The organism is Xenorhabdus bovienii (assembly GCF_024721015.1).
GTDB classification, from domain to species: domain Bacteria; phylum Pseudomonadota; class Gammaproteobacteria; order Enterobacterales; family Enterobacteriaceae; genus Xenorhabdus; species Xenorhabdus bovienii.
Map to the genome: position 1 here is coordinate 36,437 of NZ_JANAIF010000026.1, position 17,154 is coordinate 53,590.

19 protein-coding genes and 1 pseudogene are annotated in these 17,154 nt (G+C 49.9%); 2 read left to right on the plus strand and 18 right to left on the minus strand.

What is annotated here, in order from left to right; translation table 11 throughout:
- The first annotated feature begins 384 nt into the window (after positions 1-384).
- Positions 385-1,476 carry an AAA family ATPase gene (locus NXS07_RS09020; RefSeq protein ID WP_038216558.1) on the plus strand — a complete coding sequence of 364 codons (1,092 nt, stop codon included), beginning with the start codon at positions 385-387 and terminating at the stop codon, positions 1,474-1,476.
- Positions 1,473-2,144: a DUF4276 family protein gene (locus NXS07_RS09025; protein ID WP_238126525.1), complete on the plus strand. Its 672-nt coding sequence runs from the start codon at positions 1,473-1,475 to the stop codon at positions 2,142-2,144. Before NXS07_RS09020 ends, NXS07_RS09025 begins: the two co-directional genes overlap by 4 nt.
- 49 nt (positions 2,145-2,193) lie before the next feature.
- On the opposite strand, the gene ssb is transcribed toward NXS07_RS09025, so the two are convergent.
- From ssb to NXS07_RS09115, 18 genes and pseudogenes are all read right to left on the minus strand, one after another.
- Entirely contained in the window at positions 2,194-2,706 is a 513-nt protein-coding gene (gene ssb, locus NXS07_RS09030) for a single-stranded DNA-binding protein (protein WP_238126513.1), read from the minus strand.
- A gap of 14 nt (positions 2,707-2,720) precedes the next feature.
- Complete coding sequence (locus tag NXS07_RS09035; protein ID WP_038203137.1) at positions 2,721-2,930, minus strand: hypothetical protein; 210 nt, start codon at positions 2,928-2,930, stop codon at positions 2,721-2,723.
- An 83-nt stretch (positions 2,931-3,013) separates the two neighbouring features.
- The gene (locus NXS07_RS09040; protein WP_238126514.1) at positions 3,014-3,478 is read right to left on the minus strand and encodes an STY4534 family ICE replication protein; all 465 of its coding nucleotides are present in this window, start codon (positions 3,476-3,478) and stop codon (positions 3,014-3,016) included.
- Positions 3,471-3,665, minus strand: a complete 195-nt coding sequence (locus NXS07_RS09045; RefSeq protein ID WP_155272371.1) for a hypothetical protein — start codon at positions 3,663-3,665, stop codon at positions 3,471-3,473. Before NXS07_RS09045 ends, NXS07_RS09040 begins: the two co-directional genes overlap by 8 nt.
- A gap of 134 nt (positions 3,666-3,799) precedes the next feature.
- A complete protein-coding gene (locus tag NXS07_RS09050; protein ID WP_238126515.1) occupies positions 3,800-5,794 on the minus strand; it encodes a DNA topoisomerase III in 1,995 nt (664 codons plus the stop codon).
- Between the two features lie 13 nt (positions 5,795-5,807).
- Positions 5,808-6,521, minus strand: a complete 714-nt coding sequence (locus tag NXS07_RS09055) for a PFL_4669 family integrating conjugative element protein (RefSeq protein ID WP_258086571.1) — start codon at positions 6,519-6,521, stop codon at positions 5,808-5,810.
- Between the two features lie 145 nt (positions 6,522-6,666).
- Positions 6,667-6,807, minus strand: coding sequence for a hypothetical protein (locus NXS07_RS09060; protein ID WP_238126517.1), 141 nt, complete (start codon positions 6,805-6,807; stop codon positions 6,667-6,669).
- Between the two features lie 7 nt (positions 6,808-6,814).
- On the minus strand, positions 6,815-8,041 hold the full coding sequence (locus tag NXS07_RS09065) for an STY4528 family pathogenicity island replication protein (RefSeq protein ID WP_238126518.1): 1,227 nt from the start codon (positions 8,039-8,041) through the stop codon (positions 6,815-6,817).
- 110 nt (positions 8,042-8,151) lie between these two features.
- Positions 8,152-8,409: a ParE family toxin-like protein gene (locus NXS07_RS09070; RefSeq protein WP_038203215.1), complete on the minus strand. Its 258-nt coding sequence runs from the start codon at positions 8,407-8,409 to the stop codon at positions 8,152-8,154.
- Positions 8,410-8,416: 7 nt separating this feature from the next.
- On the minus strand, positions 8,417-9,010 hold the full coding sequence (locus NXS07_RS09075; RefSeq protein WP_238126519.1) for a DUF2857 domain-containing protein: 594 nt from the start codon (positions 9,008-9,010) through the stop codon (positions 8,417-8,419).
- A gap of 76 nt (positions 9,011-9,086) precedes the next feature.
- Entirely contained in the window at positions 9,087-10,670 is a 1,584-nt protein-coding gene (locus NXS07_RS09080; RefSeq protein ID WP_238126526.1) for a ParB family protein, read from the minus strand.
- Positions 10,671-10,673: 3 nt separating this feature from the next.
- Positions 10,674-12,050 carry an SPI-7-type island replicative DNA helicase gene (gene dnaB-PI / locus NXS07_RS09085; protein ID WP_238126520.1) on the minus strand — a complete coding sequence of 459 codons (1,377 nt, stop codon included), beginning with the start codon at positions 12,048-12,050 and terminating at the stop codon, positions 10,674-10,676.
- Positions 12,034-12,429 (minus strand): hypothetical protein, encoded by a 396-nt coding sequence (locus NXS07_RS09090; protein ID WP_238126521.1) that lies wholly within the window; start codon positions 12,427-12,429, stop codon positions 12,034-12,036. The genes dnaB-PI and NXS07_RS09090 overlap by 17 nt, the downstream gene beginning before the upstream one ends.
- Complete coding sequence (locus NXS07_RS09095; protein ID WP_238126522.1) at positions 12,426-13,313, minus strand: ParA family protein; 888 nt, start codon at positions 13,311-13,313, stop codon at positions 12,426-12,428. Before NXS07_RS09095 ends, NXS07_RS09090 begins: the two co-directional genes overlap by 4 nt.
- Positions 13,314-13,773: 460 nt before the next feature.
- Positions 13,774-14,790 carry a tyrosine-type recombinase/integrase gene (locus tag NXS07_RS09100; protein ID WP_258086572.1) on the minus strand — a complete coding sequence of 339 codons (1,017 nt, stop codon included), beginning with the start codon at positions 14,788-14,790 and terminating at the stop codon, positions 13,774-13,776.
- 87 nt (positions 14,791-14,877) lie between these two features.
- The gene (locus NXS07_RS09105) at positions 14,878-15,909 is read right to left on the minus strand and encodes a TraI domain-containing protein (protein WP_258086573.1); all 1,032 of its coding nucleotides are present in this window, start codon (positions 15,907-15,909) and stop codon (positions 14,878-14,880) included.
- A 228-nt stretch (positions 15,910-16,137) separates the two neighbouring features.
- Positions 16,138-16,821: an N-6 DNA methylase gene (locus tag NXS07_RS09110; protein WP_258086574.1), complete on the minus strand. Its 684-nt coding sequence runs from the start codon at positions 16,819-16,821 to the stop codon at positions 16,138-16,140.
- A gap of 105 nt (positions 16,822-16,926) precedes the next feature.
- Positions 16,927-17,076, minus strand: a pseudogene (locus tag NXS07_RS09115) (DUF1281 domain-containing protein); the annotation flags it as partial.
- Positions 17,077-17,154: the final 78 nt, after the last annotated feature.

Here is a 17,154-nt window from a genome sequence, read left to right on the forward strand (position 1 = left end):
ACCGGCGAGACGTTAGTCTCCCCCGCCTGAACCGCCATAGAAGGTGCGATAACAGGCTCACTGGTAGAAACATCCTACCAGTGGAGTGTTTTTATGAGGCCTGAGATTCCTCACTACCGGATTTTGCCGATAGCTTTTTTACTTTAACGAATTCCGTTATTTAATTCAATAATCGAACGTGTAAGTTTAACAAGTAAATAAAATTGTTGGATTATGCCTTCTACATCAATTTAAAGCATAAAAAAACCTGCCCATTTGCGCATTTTCTCAATGAAAGACTCAGCGTGGCAGGTGTACTCAATGACGATTATACCCATTAAGCCGCCGTCAGAAAAGTGTATAATAAGGCAAACTTGAATCGCATGATGCTGAAAAGGCAAGATTATGAAACCAGTAACCAATAATGACCATTTAAGCCGGATTAAGATAACAGGCTACAAATCTATTGCAGAATGTGATTTACCGATGGGATGCCTGAATGTACTCATTGGGGCCAATGGTGCTGGGAAATCAAATTTTATCAGTTTTTTTCGTCTCATTGCCACCGTACTTGATCATCGTCTACAGTCTCTTGTTGGCAGAATGGGAGGCCCTGATACATTGCTGCATTTTAGCCGTAAAAAAACCGAATACATGAGTTCTGAGCTTTATTTTGGTCACAATGGCTATAAATTTGAACTGGAACCCACCAATGACAATCGCATGATGTTCCGGCATGAATCACTTTTTGGGGATATCAAAGATGATTATGATATCGGTTCGGGTCATTTTGAATCTCAGTTCGATAAACAGAATACGGGCATCAAAGATGATACGTTACCTGCCATGCTCCGTTGGCGGGTGTACCATTTTCATGATACGAGTGACAGTGCCAAAGTTAAACAAACTCATCGTATTAATGACAATGATTATCTGCGGGAAGATGGCGCCAATTTAGCGGCATTTCTGTATCGCCTGCAAAAACACCATCAGCGACATTACACTCGCATTATCAAAACCATTCAGATGGTTGCACCGTTTTTTGGTGATTTTTACCTGCGACCCACGCCGGATAATACCGATTACATTCAACTCGAATGGACAGAAAAAGAACAGGACATTCCTTTTAAAGCCAGTGAATTATCTGATGGCACTCTGCGCTTTATTTTATTGTCTACCGTGCTGCTGCAACCCGAAGATTACATGCCCGGCTCAATTATTATTGATGAACCTGAACTCGGACTCCATCCCTATGCCATCAATGTGCTGGCTGGTTTGATAAAAAATGCCAGCAATCAACACCAGTTGATTATTTCTACCCAGTCAGTCGAATTGGTTAACCAATTTGATGCTGACGATCTGATTGTTGTTGATAAGCAACAAGGCGCTTCCACCTTTAAGCGCCTGAATAATGAAATGCTTTCTGAATGGCTTGAAGACTATAGCCTCGGGGAATTATGGAAGAAAAATTTACTCGGCGGGAGACCACAGCGATGATCCGCATCAATGTTTTTGTAGAAGGACAGACAGAAGAAACTTTCGTGCGGGATGTGCTGGCACCTTATTTTCTTGTACAACAGATCTATCTGATACCCATATTGGCTCAGACAAGTTCCAGCCAAAAAGGCGGGATCACGAGTTACGGTAAAGTAAAACACCAAATTACCCGCTTGTGCCGACAAGATCCTAGTGCGTTCGTCACCACGCTCATCGACTACTATGGTCTACCTACTGATTTCCCCGATTATAACGAACAACAGAATAATGCTGCCAGTGAACGGGTAGTGAGGCTGGAGCAGGCTTTTGCTGATGATATCGGGCAGTCCAATTTTATTCCCCATCTGTTATTGCATGAATTTGAAGCGCTGCTATTTTGCCAACCCGAAAAATTTGCAGACTGGCTTGATGACCGTGCACCTATTGCCGCACTGCAAGCCATCAAAAGTGAATTTGATACCCCGGAGAATATTAATAACAGCCCGCAAACGGCACCATCTAAGCGTATTTTAGCCATCATCCCCCATTATCATAAAACCTTACATGGCCCACTGATTGCTGGTGATATTGGTTTAGATACCATTCGTTCTCAATGCCCACATTTTAATCAGTGGTTAGAAACGCTGACTGGTTTGATAGAATGTATTAAATTTGCTCCGAAAAAATAGAAACAAGCCCTGTTTTAACAGGGCAATGCGTTAATAATGAAAACACCATTCAGAACGGGATCTCCGAATCCCAATCAGTATCCTCTTTTTCCGGTAAAGCAAGAGGTTGTAGCGCACAGGTGTTTTTTCTCTCGTTATTAGCGGGTTTAGACGGTGGCTGCTTTTGTGCCGGCTTATGTCCGGCCTGTTGAGGTGCCATACTCTTTGACTCATTACGGCTTCCCAGCATCTGCATCGAACCATTTACATTCACCACCACTTCCGTTGAATAGCGATCCTGGCCCTGATTATCCTGCCATTTACGCGTTTGCAGTTGCCCTTCAATATAAACCTGAGCCCCTTTCTGCAAATACTCCTCAGCGATTTCCGCTAATTTACCGAAGATCACCACCCGGTGCCATTCGGTTTTTTCCCGCAGTTCGCCTATTTGTTTATCCTTCCAGTTTTCCGAGGTAGCCAGTGAAAGCGTTACTACTGTACCGCCTGTTGGCAGGTAGCGGATCTCCGGATCCTGCCCCAGATATCCCAGTAAAATGACTTTGTTCACGCCGCGTGAAGACATCTTGTTTTCTCCTGTTATCGAGGGTGACGTTGTGTCCAGCGCCCCTGTTTCAGGGCTAACTCAGCCTGTTCGTAACTGGCGAAGTATTCCACCGATTCGCGGGAACAAGGCGCATCGCCATCCATCGTGCCGATATAAAAGCCGATGCGCCTGGGTAAAACGGTTAACGGCAGTTGTTTATGGCAATATTGCAATGCCAGAATGCCTATTGCTGAAAAATTCATCACATCCCCTGTTATCTGATAATAAAGAAGAAACTTGCCTCGGATGTGAAAATCCGGGGCAAGCTTGTGAGTTATGACAAATATCAGAAAGAGTTTTCTGCGTATTCTTGTTGTGTGACACCGTTTTGAGGCGGCGTAGAGTCAGATTGTTCGGCCTGATACACTTTTTCCTGACCGATTTTGATCCAATCAATTTTAATCAGACGGGCTTTCAGGCTGACACGCTGCTCTCCGGCATGGTCACCGCGTTTCAGGGTAAAAATATCGGTTGAGGGATTGCTTAAGGTAAAACCCAACAACACTTTTTTATCCTCATCAACCGCTTTCTGGCAACGACTGACCAGACTGGTCGCCTCCTTGCCGACAACGGTAATATCAAAACGCACATAGACCGGGTTATCACCCGGCCCGTTCAGCGCATTAATCACACAGCTCAGAAACGTGCCGCTGGCCGTGCTGACATGGCGGATATTATTCAGATAGCCCAGTCCCTTAATGTTCAGATTGAAATAGTCGTTTTTAGTTAATGGCGTTGTATTCTCAGACATAAGAAGTTCTCCATGGAGTATAAAATAAGGTGTGACGGAGAAAATTCCATCCCCTGACGGGAATGGTTTTCCCGGCAGGAGCCAGACGTGCACGTTGTCTTGCTGACTGATAAAGGATAAAATAACAAACCTTCGTTGCCCTGGTGTTGGCAATATCTGCTTCCAAAGGGGCGCAGATGTACCGCATTGAAATGCTCTCCTTTTCAGGCTACAGGAGTTTTACAGCCACCCGGAGGCGATCTTTGCAGGCTCACAGATCATTTAAGTAAACAGGTTGATTTTTAAAGCATCGTACCGGGCAGTCAATCAACAATAGGATCCTCATCTCTGCTGATTTTCCCGCCGGGCTTTTCGTGATTGCGTCACAGCTTTGGCATTCAACATTCCCTTACAGGCCGGGTAGTTTACGCAGCCCCAGAACGGGGATTTTTTCCCCTGCCGTTTTTGAGTCATACTGCCGCAGACCGGGCATTCCGGTGTTGCCGGTAATGTGAACTGAATCGGTTGTATCTTACCCTTCTCCACTAAATGCTGAAGCCATTGCACCTGTTTTTGCATAAAAACAGCCAGCGACGCGTTGCCCTGAGCGATATCATCAAGGGACTGTTCCCATAATGCCGTCATACCCGGATTAGTCAGCACATCAGGTAACCCGGCAATGAGTTCCTGCGCCAAAGGAGTTGAGTGAATAGTTTTCTTTTTCCGCTCAATCAGATGACGTTTAAACAAGGTCTCCAATATGTTGGCACGGGTGGCTTCCGTGCCCAGTCCAGCATGCTCACGCAGTACTTTCTTTAATTGTGGATCACTGACAAAACCGGCCGCATTTTTCATGGCCGCAATCAGGGTGCCTTCGGTAAAAGGCGCAGGCGGTTTGGTTTGCCGTGACTGTATATCGACCCCAATAACATGACAGACCTCATTCTGACTGAGTTCCGGGAGCGGCCAGTTCTCTTCCTGCTCATCCTCAGTCTTTTCATGCGTAAACAACGCCTTCCAGCCCGTGATAACGTTGACCCGCCCTTTCGCCCGGAATAGCTGACCACCGATATTCAGCATCACCTCAGTCACATCTGATTCCTGTACCGGCAGAAATTGCGACAGATAATACCGGCGGATAAGCTGATAAACCGTTAACTCATCCGCCGATAATTTGGTGATATCAAAGGGATGGCGCGTGGGAATAATGGCATTGTGTGCCGTGATTTTTTTGTCATTCCAGACACGGGAAACCCCGTGCTTATCCAATTGGCTGATAATCGCAGCCATGGCGGGATCGGTTCGCGCCAGTGCCGTGAAAACAGCGGGAATGTCTTTCTGCATGGAGATGGGCAAATAACCGCAATCGGTGCGGGGATAGGTGATCGCTTTATGGGTTTCATACAGGGACTGGGCAATCGCCAGCACCTGACCGGCGCCCATTCCCCACTGACGGGAAGCCACCTGCTGAAGTGTACCCAAATCAAAACACAGCGGCGGCGGCGTTTTCTCCCGTTTTTTGCTGACGTCGATAACCGTAGACCGTTCTGTCTGCTGACAACGTTGCTGCACGGCCTGAGCCATCTCCTCCCGGATACAGCGTTTTTCCTCATCACAGTAATCCGCCGCCGGCAGCCATTTGGCGCGAAAGCGCACGTTCTCTTTTTCCAGTTCTGCAATCAGCTGCCAGTACGGTTCTGGCACAAAATGGGCAATATCCTTATCCCGGTTAACGACCAGCGCCAGTGTCGGTGTCTGCACCCGCCCGATGGACAGCACCTCACCAAAACCCTGTACCTGCGCTTTCAGGGTATACAGACGGGTCAAATTGATCCCCATCAGCCAGTCCGCCCGTGCCCTGCCCAATCCCGCCTGATATAACGGCGCGGTTTGCTCCCCCGGTAAAATCGCCGCTAACGCCTGCCGGATACTCGTTTCATCCAGCGCTGAAAGCCAGAGCCGCCTGACCGTGCCGGTGAAGTGGCAATAATCCAGCAATTCTCTCGCAATGACTTCCCCTTCGCGATCAGCATCGGTGGCGATAATCACTTCATCCGCCTGTTTCAACAGTTGCTTAATGACCGCGAATTGATCCGCCGTGTCTTTTTTAACGGCCCATTGCCATTGCGCAGGCAGTACCGGCAAAACATCCATTCGCCATGGCGGGCCAAATTGCCCGCCATAATGCTCCGGACTCGCCATCTCCAATAAATGCCCGATAGCCCAGGTCACCGTAATACCCGCGCTAAAGAGAAAACCCTGTCCACGCTGTTTAACGTCTAAAACTTTGGCAATGTCTTTGGCCTGCGACGGCTTTTCACATAAATAAAGCTGCATATCGTCCCCTCTCTCAATCCTGCTCAACCGAACGCAGAGGAGGAGAAAAAACCGAACGCAACCTGCCCGACAGAATATCGGGGTTGGGTTCACCCAGCAGTTTCATGGCCTCCAGACCTGCCGGTGTTTTTTCCTGAATATCACGTCGGGAGACAGCCAGTGACCGGTAAGAGCGCACAATGCCATAAACCTGACGGATAGCATGGCTGCCATTGTGTAGCGACGCATCACGTTCCGAACGTGAAATCAGGCCGTAATGAAAAGCCTGAAAAGTTTTCATGGCTAACTGGTCATAGCCGACCAGCAACCAGACACAGCGATAGCCTAATGGTGAATGACTGTAGACACCGATATTCAGCGGCTCGACGGAGGACACCGACGATAAGGTAACGTGTTCCGGCAGGGAGGTCAGGGTATCCTGCAAGGTGGTGATGCTCTGCTGGAGATTGGCAGAGGCGGCATCCAGCGTCTGTTCCAGTTTAACCAGCCAGACATCGGCGTAGGGATTATCGGCTGCCGAGTCCGCACTGATAGTACCTGCGCGTTTGATGACCTGCGGCATACCGAGAATATCTGAAAACTTACGGGGATTCGTCATCTCCTCCCTTCTGCGCCCTTCCCAGAGCCGGATCGCGTAGTAAGTATGCAGCTCAATATTCAAAGAGGATTTTAATACACCGGCACGCAAACGCGGCGGCGGTGCCGTTTTTTCGCCAATATCAGACATAAAGATCATCTCCTGTTTAGCCTGTTTATGTCTGCGGGACTATCAGGGGAAAGGCATTCGGAACTCAATCAATAACCAGTTATGGGAAGGTGTAAAAACCTTTGATTTTATTTCCCTGTCAGGACGATGATTTATTTAAGCGCCATTAGTCGTGTGTCACCGCATACTTTTTAATCTTTGTTGGAGGCGCCAACACGGTATGATTTTCAACCATCACCGTTACAAATAAAGATGGCTGTTTTTTATACGGTGTTGGAGCCTCCAACACCGTACGAATTTCACTCACATCCACCTCAGTTGTATTTCACCAGATTCAGCCGCTGGCGAATATCCTTCACCACATTTTGCACATGCACGTGTGAAGACGGGGATACCGGACGATGAGTTTCAGGCGTCAGTTCAACACGCGGCCTTGCCGGTTCAGCAACAGGGGCAATGGGTTCAGACTGACCGGGCTTGGCATACAATTGACCTTCACGGGCACGTTTCATCACCGCCAGCAACCAACCCACCGGATTATTAACTTTCCCTGCTCTTAACGCCTTATCCAGACTGCTGAGAACAGTCTGCCCCTGCTCTGTCGGCAGCGCTTGCAACTGGTGGGTCAGCATCATCACATCTTCCGGCTCCAACTGCCTGCAAAGCCCTTCCGGCAGCGAAATGCCCGATGGCTCATTGACGTACGTTTTTTTATTCACACTGTGTGTGAAAGAACGTACGTTACAGTTCGGTTTAATTAAATTATTATAACCCGTTGATTTTAGACTGAGTTCGGTTTCCGAATTAAGCTTAAGTCTCTGTTTTTCGCAACTGAGTTCGGTTTTCGAACCCGGCTTGATGGCCCCCGGTTCGGTTTTAATCGCTGACGGCGGTGATGGCGTTTTCATCCCCTGACGTATGACCCTTTGCTGCGGTGTCTGCACTGACCCAAGCCGGTCTTCCAGCAAACGGATATGACTGTGACGATGGCGCATCAGCGGATCTTCTTTAATTTCTGTCAACACGTCCCGGGCGGTCTGGCTGATAGTTCTGTTCTTGCTGCGACAGGCTTCCGCTACCGCATCCAGCCAGCCGGGATCTAAGGTTTCCGCATCACGGCAGGTCAGCGGCTCATCATGCTGAGCATAGATATTGCCCCGTACCCGCCCTTGCTCATCCCGTATGCGTTTGCACAAACTCAGCCAGCCGGTTATTCGCAACATCAATAGCACCCGGCTGACCGTTTCACGGGACGCCTTTCCTTTATAGGGCGATGCCAGCAATACCTGCAATTCGTCATAGCTGGGAAAAATCGCCCCTTCATTTTGTTGGGCATACAGGCGGATCATCATCCAGCCCGTTTTATCCAACGGGGACAAACGCTCATCCAGCAACAAACGGCGCGGATACGCATCGTGGATATTGCCCATAAACAGCAGACCACTGCGAAGTTGTGAAACGTCATCGTCCGCCCGTTGCGCCAGACGGACTTTCATTTTGGCAATGGTATGTGCAATTAAACTGTCTGCTGACAGGTGCATGATGATCCCTTATCTCTCCGGCGTTAACCGTTAAAAAATATTGTGATGGCTGCACCCTGTCCCAATTCAATGACAAGGTGCAGAATAACAACACTGATAATCAAAATGGCTTACGATTTACGGATTTCATTGTTGTAACGTTCATGGTGCATTAACTCCCAGGATTGACCGCCGTTACGGCTTAACAGGCGCCAGAACAATCCCACATTGATTTTCAGATAACCGGTGCCTTTTTCTTTCAGTCTGACATAATTGCGCTCACCCCGTTGATACCGCCTCACCTGCTGCTGCGCCTTGCGGCGAAACAGCCCCGGTGCGGTCAGCGGTACATGCAGACCGGGCATAATTTCCCTTAATTTTCCTGACATCGTTGCCTTAATACCCATCCCATGCCTGTTTTTTTACCGGTGCCGGTTCGGGCGTCCCGCTCTGCTGCCATTCCCTGACCGCATTCCAGACGGACGTCAGCGAGACATCGTTACCCTCTGCGACATCCATCATGATATCCAGCCCTTCGGCACTGTCCGCATCGGCAATCTCTGTGGCCTGCCAGCGTTGCCACAGGTCACGGTTTTCGGCTTCCGTCAGCACCATGCCGCGTCCCGCCCGCACCGCCATGCCCGCAATACGCCGGCGGGCCGCAATTTCCAGACTGGATAAGCCAAAAAAATACTTCATCAGTTCAATCGAACCGCCTAATTCCAGTGCCCGGTCAATACGTTGCGTCCGCTGTTGCTCGATACGGGCCTGATGTAATATGCGCGCCAGATTACTGTGATGGATCCGGACAGTCAGCACCGACACCGGGCTGTTGCCTAAGTAATGCAAATCCTCAATCGTCAGGCTCTGCAACATCAGCATTTCGCCGGGTGCCAGCCCCAATGACTCACAACGGCGGATATAGCCGTTCTTCAAATCCATCACCAGCTGCATCAGCAGGCTGTTTGTTGCTTGTGATAAATGATTCATACACTTCCTCCAATATCAGGCCAGTCAAAACGCAATGAACAACACATTGGAAAACAGGCACAACTCACCGGCACCGCTACGCCGTCACCTTCTCCGGTGCCATCTGACGCTGAAGTTCACGCAGGCGGCGGATAACCCGGATAAGGCGTAAGAATTTCACGGTTTGGGTATCATCCAGTAAAGGAACATCCTCCTGCCCGGCGGTGCCGAGCAATACGGCAGTCAACGTCAATTCACCCGTGTCAGGGGCGGTTTCCCCGGTCAGGGACAGCAATAAATGCGAAAAGGGGCGGGCTTTTTGTCTGTCAGCCAGACAAAATCCCGCTGTTCCTTCATCCGGCGCAGACAGCAAATCGCTTTCACACCCCATGGTTTCCGCCAGTTCGAAAGCCAGCCGAAACGCCATGTTTTGCAGGTGCTCGGTATCATCCTGCATCGGTGAAATTTCCCAGACCGAACTGACGGGTTCCAGACCCGTCCGGGCAAAATGCAGGTACTCCGCTTCAGGGACAGGCAGGTCAGACTCAGTCGGGTTATCCGGTTGATAAGGGGGTATAACCGGATTTTTTCTGGAAAAAGCGGCAGGCGCTGGCTCCTCGTCAGAAGATGAGAGACTGATTTCATCCACCTGTACCGACTCCGTTGCAGGCCGGGAAATTATCCGTGGATCCGATCCCCGCTCCGGCGCTCGAACCCGCGCCGCTTTATCCGGCTCAGATGCCTCCGGCTCCGGCACATATTCAAACGCCGTGGCCTGCTCACCAAAGAGCTGTCTGCGGTTGCTTTCCTTCGGATCTAATTCCAGTATCCAGCGGTCGTAATTCAGCAACGGGTGTGGCAGTGCCTGTAATAAATCGCCGATCAGTTCATCCCGGAACATCTCTGGTGCCCAGGATTCCGGCGCATCAAACTTGCGGCAACAGGCACCAAAGACCTCATCGAAGGTAGAGACGGGTTCCGGATTTATACTGACGACATGTTGCCGCCAGACAGCTTCTGCATCCTGCCGCAATGCCAGCAAAGTTCGGATCGGCCCGACACCCAGCCCCGATCCCAACAAGTCGGGTATCCACGGATACAGGTATTGCACTGTGTCTTCCATCCGGCTGATATGACTGGCACTGACAGGAAAGCCCTCTCTGCCCAACAATGATGATAACTCCCGCATAGAAATTTTCTTTTGCTGCTGTTCCTCAAAAATCCCCCTGGCCTTGCAGACACCCAGCGCTTTTTCGATAAAGCAGAGTTCACCGCGCAGCTCATTTTCAGCCAGATGTCCAATCACGCACTGCAGGCGCCCCGGCCATGGCTTAAACAGGCAATGAACACGGTAAAAACGCTCGTCACTTGTTTCCTGCCACAGTTCAGACAGGATTTGATAACGTGTGTTGCCGCCATCACTGAAGATATAGGCATCATCACCTTCCGGATCACGGGTGACTTTCGGCACCGTATCCAGTCCGCGTGCTTTGATGGAAAACTTGATATCGTCATAGCGCGGGTTGCGCCCGGTGCGGGGGTTATCCGGATTGGGGCGTAGCTGATCCAGCGTCAGTATCATCGGCATTTCAGCCATCGGTTGACTGTCATTGATAATGACCACCGCCTGACGCCCTTGTTGTAACAGGGCATTGCCTAAATTGAGATTTTGCCGTGCCATCATTTAACCCCCGTAACCATAACTGTCTGTTGATAAGTCCGAAAAACGCGTATATTGCCCGTCAAATCGCACACGCACCGTACCCGTAGGGCCCTGACGCTGCTTGCCGATAATAATTTCGGCGATACCGATATCCTGCGTTTCAGGGTGATAAAATTCATCGCGGTAAAGGTGCAGGATCAGATCAGCATCCTGCTCCAGTGAGCCGGAATCACGTAAATCACCATTGTTGGGGCGTTTATCAGGGCGATTTTCGACCTGTCGATTCAACTGAGACAATGCCAGTATCGGGCAGTCCAGCTCTTTGCCTAACGCTTTCAGGTTGCGGGAGATGTCGGCAATTTCCTGCGTGCGGTTTTCCTGTCCGGGCGAATGCATAAGCTGGAGATAATCAATCATAATCAGAGCCGGTTTGCCGTATTTTCGGGTATAACGGCGGGCACGGGCACGCAATAACGCTGGGGTCTGCTGACTGCAATCATCAATAATCAGCCTGTGGTTCCACTGAGCAAATTGCTCCAGACTGTGGCTGATACGCCCCCACTGCTCATCATCCAACAGCCCGCTGCGCAGGGCGCTCAAAGAGACACCACCTTCCACGGCGGTGAGACGCAGCATGAGTTGTGTGGTCGGCATTTCCAGACTGAAAATTTGCACAACAGCCTCTTCACGATGGCGCAATGCACCGAGGCAGAAGGCTAAAGCCAGTGCGGTTTTCCCCATGGAGGGGCGGGCTGCCAGCAAAATGAGATCACCGGCCTGCAAGCCGCAGGTTTTCTCATCAAGGTTCTGAAAGCCGGTCGGTGTACCGGTTATCCCCTGTGAGCCCTGTATTCGCTCCAGATGGGCAATCAGATTGTCTGCCCCCTGCAACAGGGTCATTTCCTGATGTTGGCGGGCTGAACCTTTTTCAGCCAGATTGAACAACTGGCTTTCTGCCTGCTCAATCAGGGTTTCTGACCGGGTATTCGGCTGAAAGACTTCAGCACTGAGCGCGTTACCCAGCGCCAGTAACTGACGTAAGCGGCTCTTTTCTGCCACAATGCGGGCATACTCCTCAATATTGGCCGCACTCGGCGTGTTTTTACACACTTCTGCCACATAGGCAAAACCACCTGCCCGGTCGATTTGTCCGCGCTGGGTCAGCGTATCGGTCAGGGTGATCAGGTCGAACGGACAATTTTTTCCGCTCAGTTCAGCGATGGCCTGAAATATTATCCGGTGTGCCGGAAAGTAAAAATCGTCGTCAGCCAATAGCTGAACAACAACATCCCAGCGCTCATTCTCCAGCACCAGACCACCCAGCACCCCCACTTCGGCATAAGCATAGCTGGGTGCTACTTCGCTGATGGTCTGTAAATGATCATGCGCCATATCCATCGGCGACCTCCTGACTGACGGCATTCAACGCCCTGATTAAGCGCTGTTGCAGATCGGGCGCAGAAACCCAGAATAAAACCTTTTTTTCTATTAAATACTGTGGCTTGCCATTTTCCCAGCCACATTCCAGCAGTGCCAAATCATCCGGAGCACTGAGCATCAAAGACAGCTCGCGTAATTCCTCTTCAGAACGGGGACTGAAATGTTCAGCCATTTCAGTAGAAACACCCCAGACTGCAGGTAATAATGTCCGGAACTTTGCCTGTGCCGTTTTACGGTCAGGAGCATCGATAAACACAAACCACTCATCCTGTGTATCCGTGAAGGGTAATTCCGCATTGTCATAACAGAAACAGACGGCTCGCCAGATACTATTCATTGCGCGTCTCCCGTCGGTTGTTCAACCAGTACCGCATCGAATTTTTCCGCCCATAAGGGCACTAACTCACAGGCGAGGCTGTGCATAGTTTGCGCGGCAGCCGGACTTTTTCGAGTCGTTTTATATTCAAGGCGATGGACGGGTTGGGCACGGACATGCCCCAGTTTGTAGATATCCAGCAGGTCTATTCGGGTATTCAACAACTGATAAACTTGCCTGCCACCCAGTGCGGAGGCGTCATAACGTTGATGATTGATAATGTCGGTCAGTTCATGGAGCGTATCCCTGTCGAGATTAGTCCCTTCAATACCATTGACCAGTATCTGGATAGCGGGCAGCCGGATACCATAGTTTTCAAAAGGCTGAAGCCGGGTCAGCATCCGAAGGGTACCGCGCAGGAACTCGCGGACATCGGGCAAGATGGGTTTAATAACGCCCAGAACGCCATGCGTGGCAGCCAGTACAACCAGCTCGCTCATCACACCTGCCGCGCCTTTGGAATCAATGAGTATGACATCGTACTGACTGAAGAGGGGATGTTGCAGGATATTTCGCAGGCGCAAACGCCCGTCGGGCGCGTGCAGCATCGCCGTTGGCAGGAGTTCATCGGGATCGTTGGACACAATGATGTCGAGATGGGGGATCACCGAACGGGAAATTATCTGTTCCGGCTGATTCAGATCCACCATTTGCATCAACAGTTCATACAGGCCGGTGGGTGCTTCATAGCTCAGGGGAAAAATACTGCTGGAAGTGGGTTGCGAATAATCCGCATCAATCAGGAGAACGCTTAAACCGGCATCGGCAAAAAAACCCGTCAGATTGGCTGCATGAGTCGATTTACCTTCGCCCCCTTTGGGGGAAATAACGGGAAGAATTATCATATTGCATACTCAGTTATTTAAGTATGCAAGCTAAAAAAATTACGTTTTATTTTTCATCAGTCTGGCAGGGGATTGAAAATCCCCGTGTCGATGGTTCGATTCCGTCTCCGGGCACCAAAATTTTATAGCTCATTTGTTTTAGTTATCATAAACTTAACAAGTAAGTTAAAATTTATGGCCGTTAAGAAAATGTTAAACAATGGGTATTCTGATTTGCCTACTCAGTATTTAAGAAAGCCGTAAATAAAGAATAAAGAGTGTTTGCGTTTGCAAACACTCTTTTTCGTGCAAGGTAATGATTTCAGTAATTGATTCTGATGTCAAGTCAGGGGAATACTTCACGGGACAGAGAATCGAAATTAGCCATTTTTTTCATACCCTCCATATTGATGCAGGGCAGTTCACTCACACCTCCACCTCAATCCTGTCTGAGACCTGCCCTGTCTTTTTTTACGCCGTTTTATTCATGCTCATCAGCAAAATCAGTATACACCCCCAGTTCCCGCTCCAGGGCTTTGCCCGTCACTTCCATATCAAGATCAATGTATTCCATCGTCGTCGCCACATTACGGTGCCCCAGTAATCGTTTCACCAGCGGCAGATTACGATCCGGCGATTTCATCAGGGTCGTCGCCAACGTATGACGAAAACGGTGGGGTGAGACCGCAAAATCACACTCTTTGGACAGCCGGCGAAAGAAAGAACGGAGCTGTTGTTTTTCCCGGTTGATATCATATTTGTAACGGGAAAGCCGGCTTGGGTGCGGCACACTTAACCGACTGAGATCGAAAATCGGATCATTGGCTTTAGCGCCGGCAGCAATCGCCCTTTCCACTAATTTTGCCAGCCGGGGTTTGAGCGGCGGGATAATCGGGATTTCCCATTCACTGTGGTTTTTACTGCCTTCCAGCCCCAGTTCAATATAATTGCTTTCCAGGTTAATATCCCGCAGACGCAGGTGCAGTAACTGGTTCTGACGCATCCCCGTAAAGCGCAATGTCGCCAGTACCGTTGACCAATACCAGGTCGGATACAGGGCACAACACCCTCCCCGTGGGGTAACCTCGGTTCTTTCCTCTTCAGCAAACTTTCCCATCAACAGATTAATACGGGTTATCTGCGATTGACTCAAAATCTTCTTCTTTTTCTTCTCTTTTTTAACCACCGCGTTGTTAAACGGGTTTTCGGTGTGAGGCAGCAGTTTTCGCTCCATGCCGAAATTAAAAATAGCCCGCAGGTGAGCCACCTTATTATTCCAGGTATGGCTCGACTGCTTTTTCTCCACCAAAAGATGGCGCCGCCACCACAACACATCTCGATGAGTGATCTGCGCCAGTGATGCCGCTTCCCCCATAAACCGGATAAAACCCCGTGTGACCTTGCAATAACTCCACTCGGTATCCGGTCTCAGGATATGTGAAAAAAAGTACTCTTCTAATAGCGCTTCCCAACTGAGGGTTTCTGCTGTGTGCAACATGTTATTTTTTCCTCGGATCATCATGTCATCCTGCCGTTTCCTGTCCCAAAACGATTCGCGGCAATAAAATAGAAATAACCATTTGAATTATTTATCTTTAAATGATGAATGCCGGTGACTGTCAGTGGCAATACTTTCTTTCTCCCGCCCCGGCCGTTTGGTCAGTTTCAGGTCGTGATGGTGATTTTTTCCCTTATTTTGCTGCGAAGCTCCATCAGTTGACTGAAATAATGACAATAATGCCAGGGTATCGTCAGAGGGAGATGGCAGCGGGCTTGTTATATCACTGACGGGAGGCGGGGATGCCGTTTCCGGCACAGAGTTACAGCCGGCAGAGAACGCCGTCTCCGTCACCGGAGACAGCGAAACCGTCGGTTTCACCCACAAAGGGGAATGAACCTGCCCGGCGGCTTCCTGAAGTAATGTATCTATCAGCGGGACGGTGGAAGGACGCCCATTGAGATGCTGCATCAGACAGTGCCAGACTTCCGGTACGGTCACCAGCCACATCATGGCTTTTTCCGGTAACAGACAGGCAGCCAGCAACACTTCCTGAGGAACCGTCGGTATGTTCTCCGGTGTGCGAAAACGGAAACGAAACGGTTTGTCGGGGATACAAACACCCGGCTGCCAGTAATGCCCGTCTTCCAGTTCCCCTTCAAGCTGCCGCAACAGCGGCAGGTGATAAAACAGTGCGGCCCAGAACACGACCGTCTGCCATAAGACACTCTGTGCTGCCTGCATTTCTGGTGCGACACCCGGTGGTAACAGATGCCCTTTCGCTAACCGCACGGCACAGGTGGTAAATTGCATCGTCAGGTCAGCAAACCCACCACGGCCTGACCAGTCGCCCTCCGGGGCGGCGGGTACCTGCTGAACGCTGCCCAGCAATTGCTTCACCGGTGCAAGGTAAAAACGCTGATACAAGCCTTCGGGTAATGTACTGTTTTGCCATAATTGTTGCAGGCACTGACGGCGCAAGGGCGTTGCCAGCAACGCATCAGCCGATTGTGGCCGGAAATAGCCCCCGTTATCACGAACCTCGCTTGTTTTTTGCTCTGATGATTTTTTCTGTGGCGCTGGCGGGCGGGTAAAATGCGATTTAAAACGCGCAAACATGTTGTTTTCCTCCTTTTCAAATTTGGCTCAGTGTCGGTGAATCCCAATCTGAAACAAGGAGAAACTCTTTTTGCGAAAATGAAAATTAACCTGACTCGAGTCACCCATTAACTGACTGACTGAATCAGCTTAATTTTCATCATAAATCAACATATTAATGACATTTAAAAACTGAAAAGCGCCCCGAAAGGCGCAAAGAGAAAAAAGGAAAAAACGTGAAAACGGGTTTCAGGCTGCTTGTTCATATTCCTGCAAACGTTGAGACCAGTTCCCCAGATAATGAGCGGGTGTGTAACGCGTCCGTTTTTTACCGCCATCATGCAGGGCATCCCCAATGGTGACAGCGGCCGGAATGCCGGTCAGTGAAAGCTGGATGTACGCCATCACCGCCGCCAGCGGATCAATATCAATCGCAGAAACCCACAGACTGTACATCGGGTCATGCCCCTGCTCTCTCAGCACTTCGGCGGCGGCCAGAGTCATACAACCCGCACCACACGCTGGCTCGAAAAAAGTGACAAACGGTTGGGTCTGCAACAGCCCGGCAGCGTCGTGCAACTGTATTTCCGCCATCATTCTGGCCACGCCCCAGGGCGTAAAGAATTGCTGAAGGCCTTTATTCCCCAGCTCCAGTCGCATAAACACACTGCCCAGAAAATCGCAGGGTTCCTGAGCTAATCCCAGCGTCACATGCGAAAACAGCTGCACAATCCGGTCAACATCGTCCCGTTTATACTTGTTGATGGTTTTCAGGTAATACTGCTCCAGCTCCTCACTGAAACAGTATTTATTGTGAATGGCTGCCATTGCACAGTGACAGAAATCCCGAAAGACCTGATGACGGTTGTGGTAACGTGCTGTTTGTTTAAACAGCGAAATAAATTCTTTTTGATGGCCAGGGCGAGATGCCATTGCGTGTTTTCCTTATAGGACAAAAAAGGAAAACACGTCCCGAAAGGGGACCGGTTCCCCTTTCGGTTGAAGTGAAGATAAATGGATGAGGCGTTAAACCAAAGGCTATTGCCCGACCGCGATCGCCGGCAATACCCGCACGGTTTCGGCTTTCTCACCATTGACCAGATAAAGCACCGGCCGGTTCTCCCGTCCTGACTGCCCGTGGCCGCTGTCCACATGCTCGCCCTGGTCATAGCAATCGTAGCCTTTGAGCCAGGGGTTACGCATGAAAATATTGAGTGGATAATTCTTTCATTTTTAGAGGGACGCTAATGAAAGAATTAGTGGAGG

What these genes read in the sequence shown, in the direction of transcription:
- NXS07_RS09020 (WP_038216558.1), top strand. Translation starts at nt 385, where the DNA reads ATGAAACCAGTAACCAATAATGACCATTTAAGCCGGATTAAGATAACA.
- NXS07_RS09025 (WP_238126525.1), top strand. Translation starts at nt 1,473, where the DNA reads ATGATCCGCATCAATGTTTTTGTAGAAGGACAGACAGAAGAAACTTTC.
- ssb (WP_238126513.1), bottom strand. Translation starts at nt 2,706, where the DNA reads ATGTCTTCACGCGGCGTGAACAAAGTCATTTTACTGGGATATCTGGGG.
- NXS07_RS09035 (WP_038203137.1), bottom strand. Translation starts at nt 2,930, where the DNA reads ATGAATTTTTCAGCAATAGGCATTCTGGCATTGCAATATTGCCATAAA.
- NXS07_RS09040 (WP_238126514.1), bottom strand. Translation starts at nt 3,478, where the DNA reads ATGTCTGAGAATACAACGCCATTAACTAAAAACGACTATTTCAATCTG.
- NXS07_RS09045 (WP_155272371.1), bottom strand. Translation starts at nt 3,665, where the DNA reads ATGCGGTACATCTGCGCCCCTTTGGAAGCAGATATTGCCAACACCAGG.
- NXS07_RS09050 (WP_238126515.1), bottom strand. Translation starts at nt 5,794, where the DNA reads ATGCAGCTTTATTTATGTGAAAAGCCGTCGCAGGCCAAAGACATTGCC.
- NXS07_RS09055 (WP_258086571.1), bottom strand. Translation starts at nt 6,521, where the DNA reads ATGTCTGATATTGGCGAAAAAACGGCACCGCCGCCGCGTTTGCGTGCC.
- NXS07_RS09065 (WP_238126518.1), bottom strand. Translation starts at nt 8,041, where the DNA reads ATGCACCTGTCAGCAGACAGTTTAATTGCACATACCATTGCCAAAATG.
- NXS07_RS09070 (WP_038203215.1), bottom strand. Translation starts at nt 8,409, where the DNA reads ATGTCAGGAAAATTAAGGGAAATTATGCCCGGTCTGCATGTACCGCTG.
- NXS07_RS09075 (WP_238126519.1), bottom strand. Translation starts at nt 9,010, where the DNA reads ATGAATCATTTATCACAAGCAACAAACAGCCTGCTGATGCAGCTGGTG.
- NXS07_RS09080 (WP_238126526.1), bottom strand. Translation starts at nt 10,670, where the DNA reads ATGGCACGGCAAAATCTCAATTTAGGCAATGCCCTGTTACAACAAGGG.
- dnaB-PI (WP_238126520.1), bottom strand. Translation starts at nt 12,050, where the DNA reads ATGGATATGGCGCATGATCATTTACAGACCATCAGCGAAGTAGCACCC.
- NXS07_RS09090 (WP_238126521.1), bottom strand. Translation starts at nt 12,429, where the DNA reads ATGAATAGTATCTGGCGAGCCGTCTGTTTCTGTTATGACAATGCGGAA.
- NXS07_RS09095 (WP_238126522.1), bottom strand. Translation starts at nt 13,313, where the DNA reads ATGATAATTCTTCCCGTTATTTCCCCCAAAGGGGGCGAAGGTAAATCG.
- NXS07_RS09100 (WP_258086572.1), bottom strand. Translation starts at nt 14,790, where the DNA reads ATGTTGCACACAGCAGAAACCCTCAGTTGGGAAGCGCTATTAGAAGAG.
- NXS07_RS09105 (WP_258086573.1), bottom strand. Translation starts at nt 15,909, where the DNA reads ATGTTTGCGCGTTTTAAATCGCATTTTACCCGCCCGCCAGCGCCACAG.
- NXS07_RS09110 (WP_258086574.1), bottom strand. Translation starts at nt 16,821, where the DNA reads ATGGCATCTCGCCCTGGCCATCAAAAAGAATTTATTTCGCTGTTTAAA.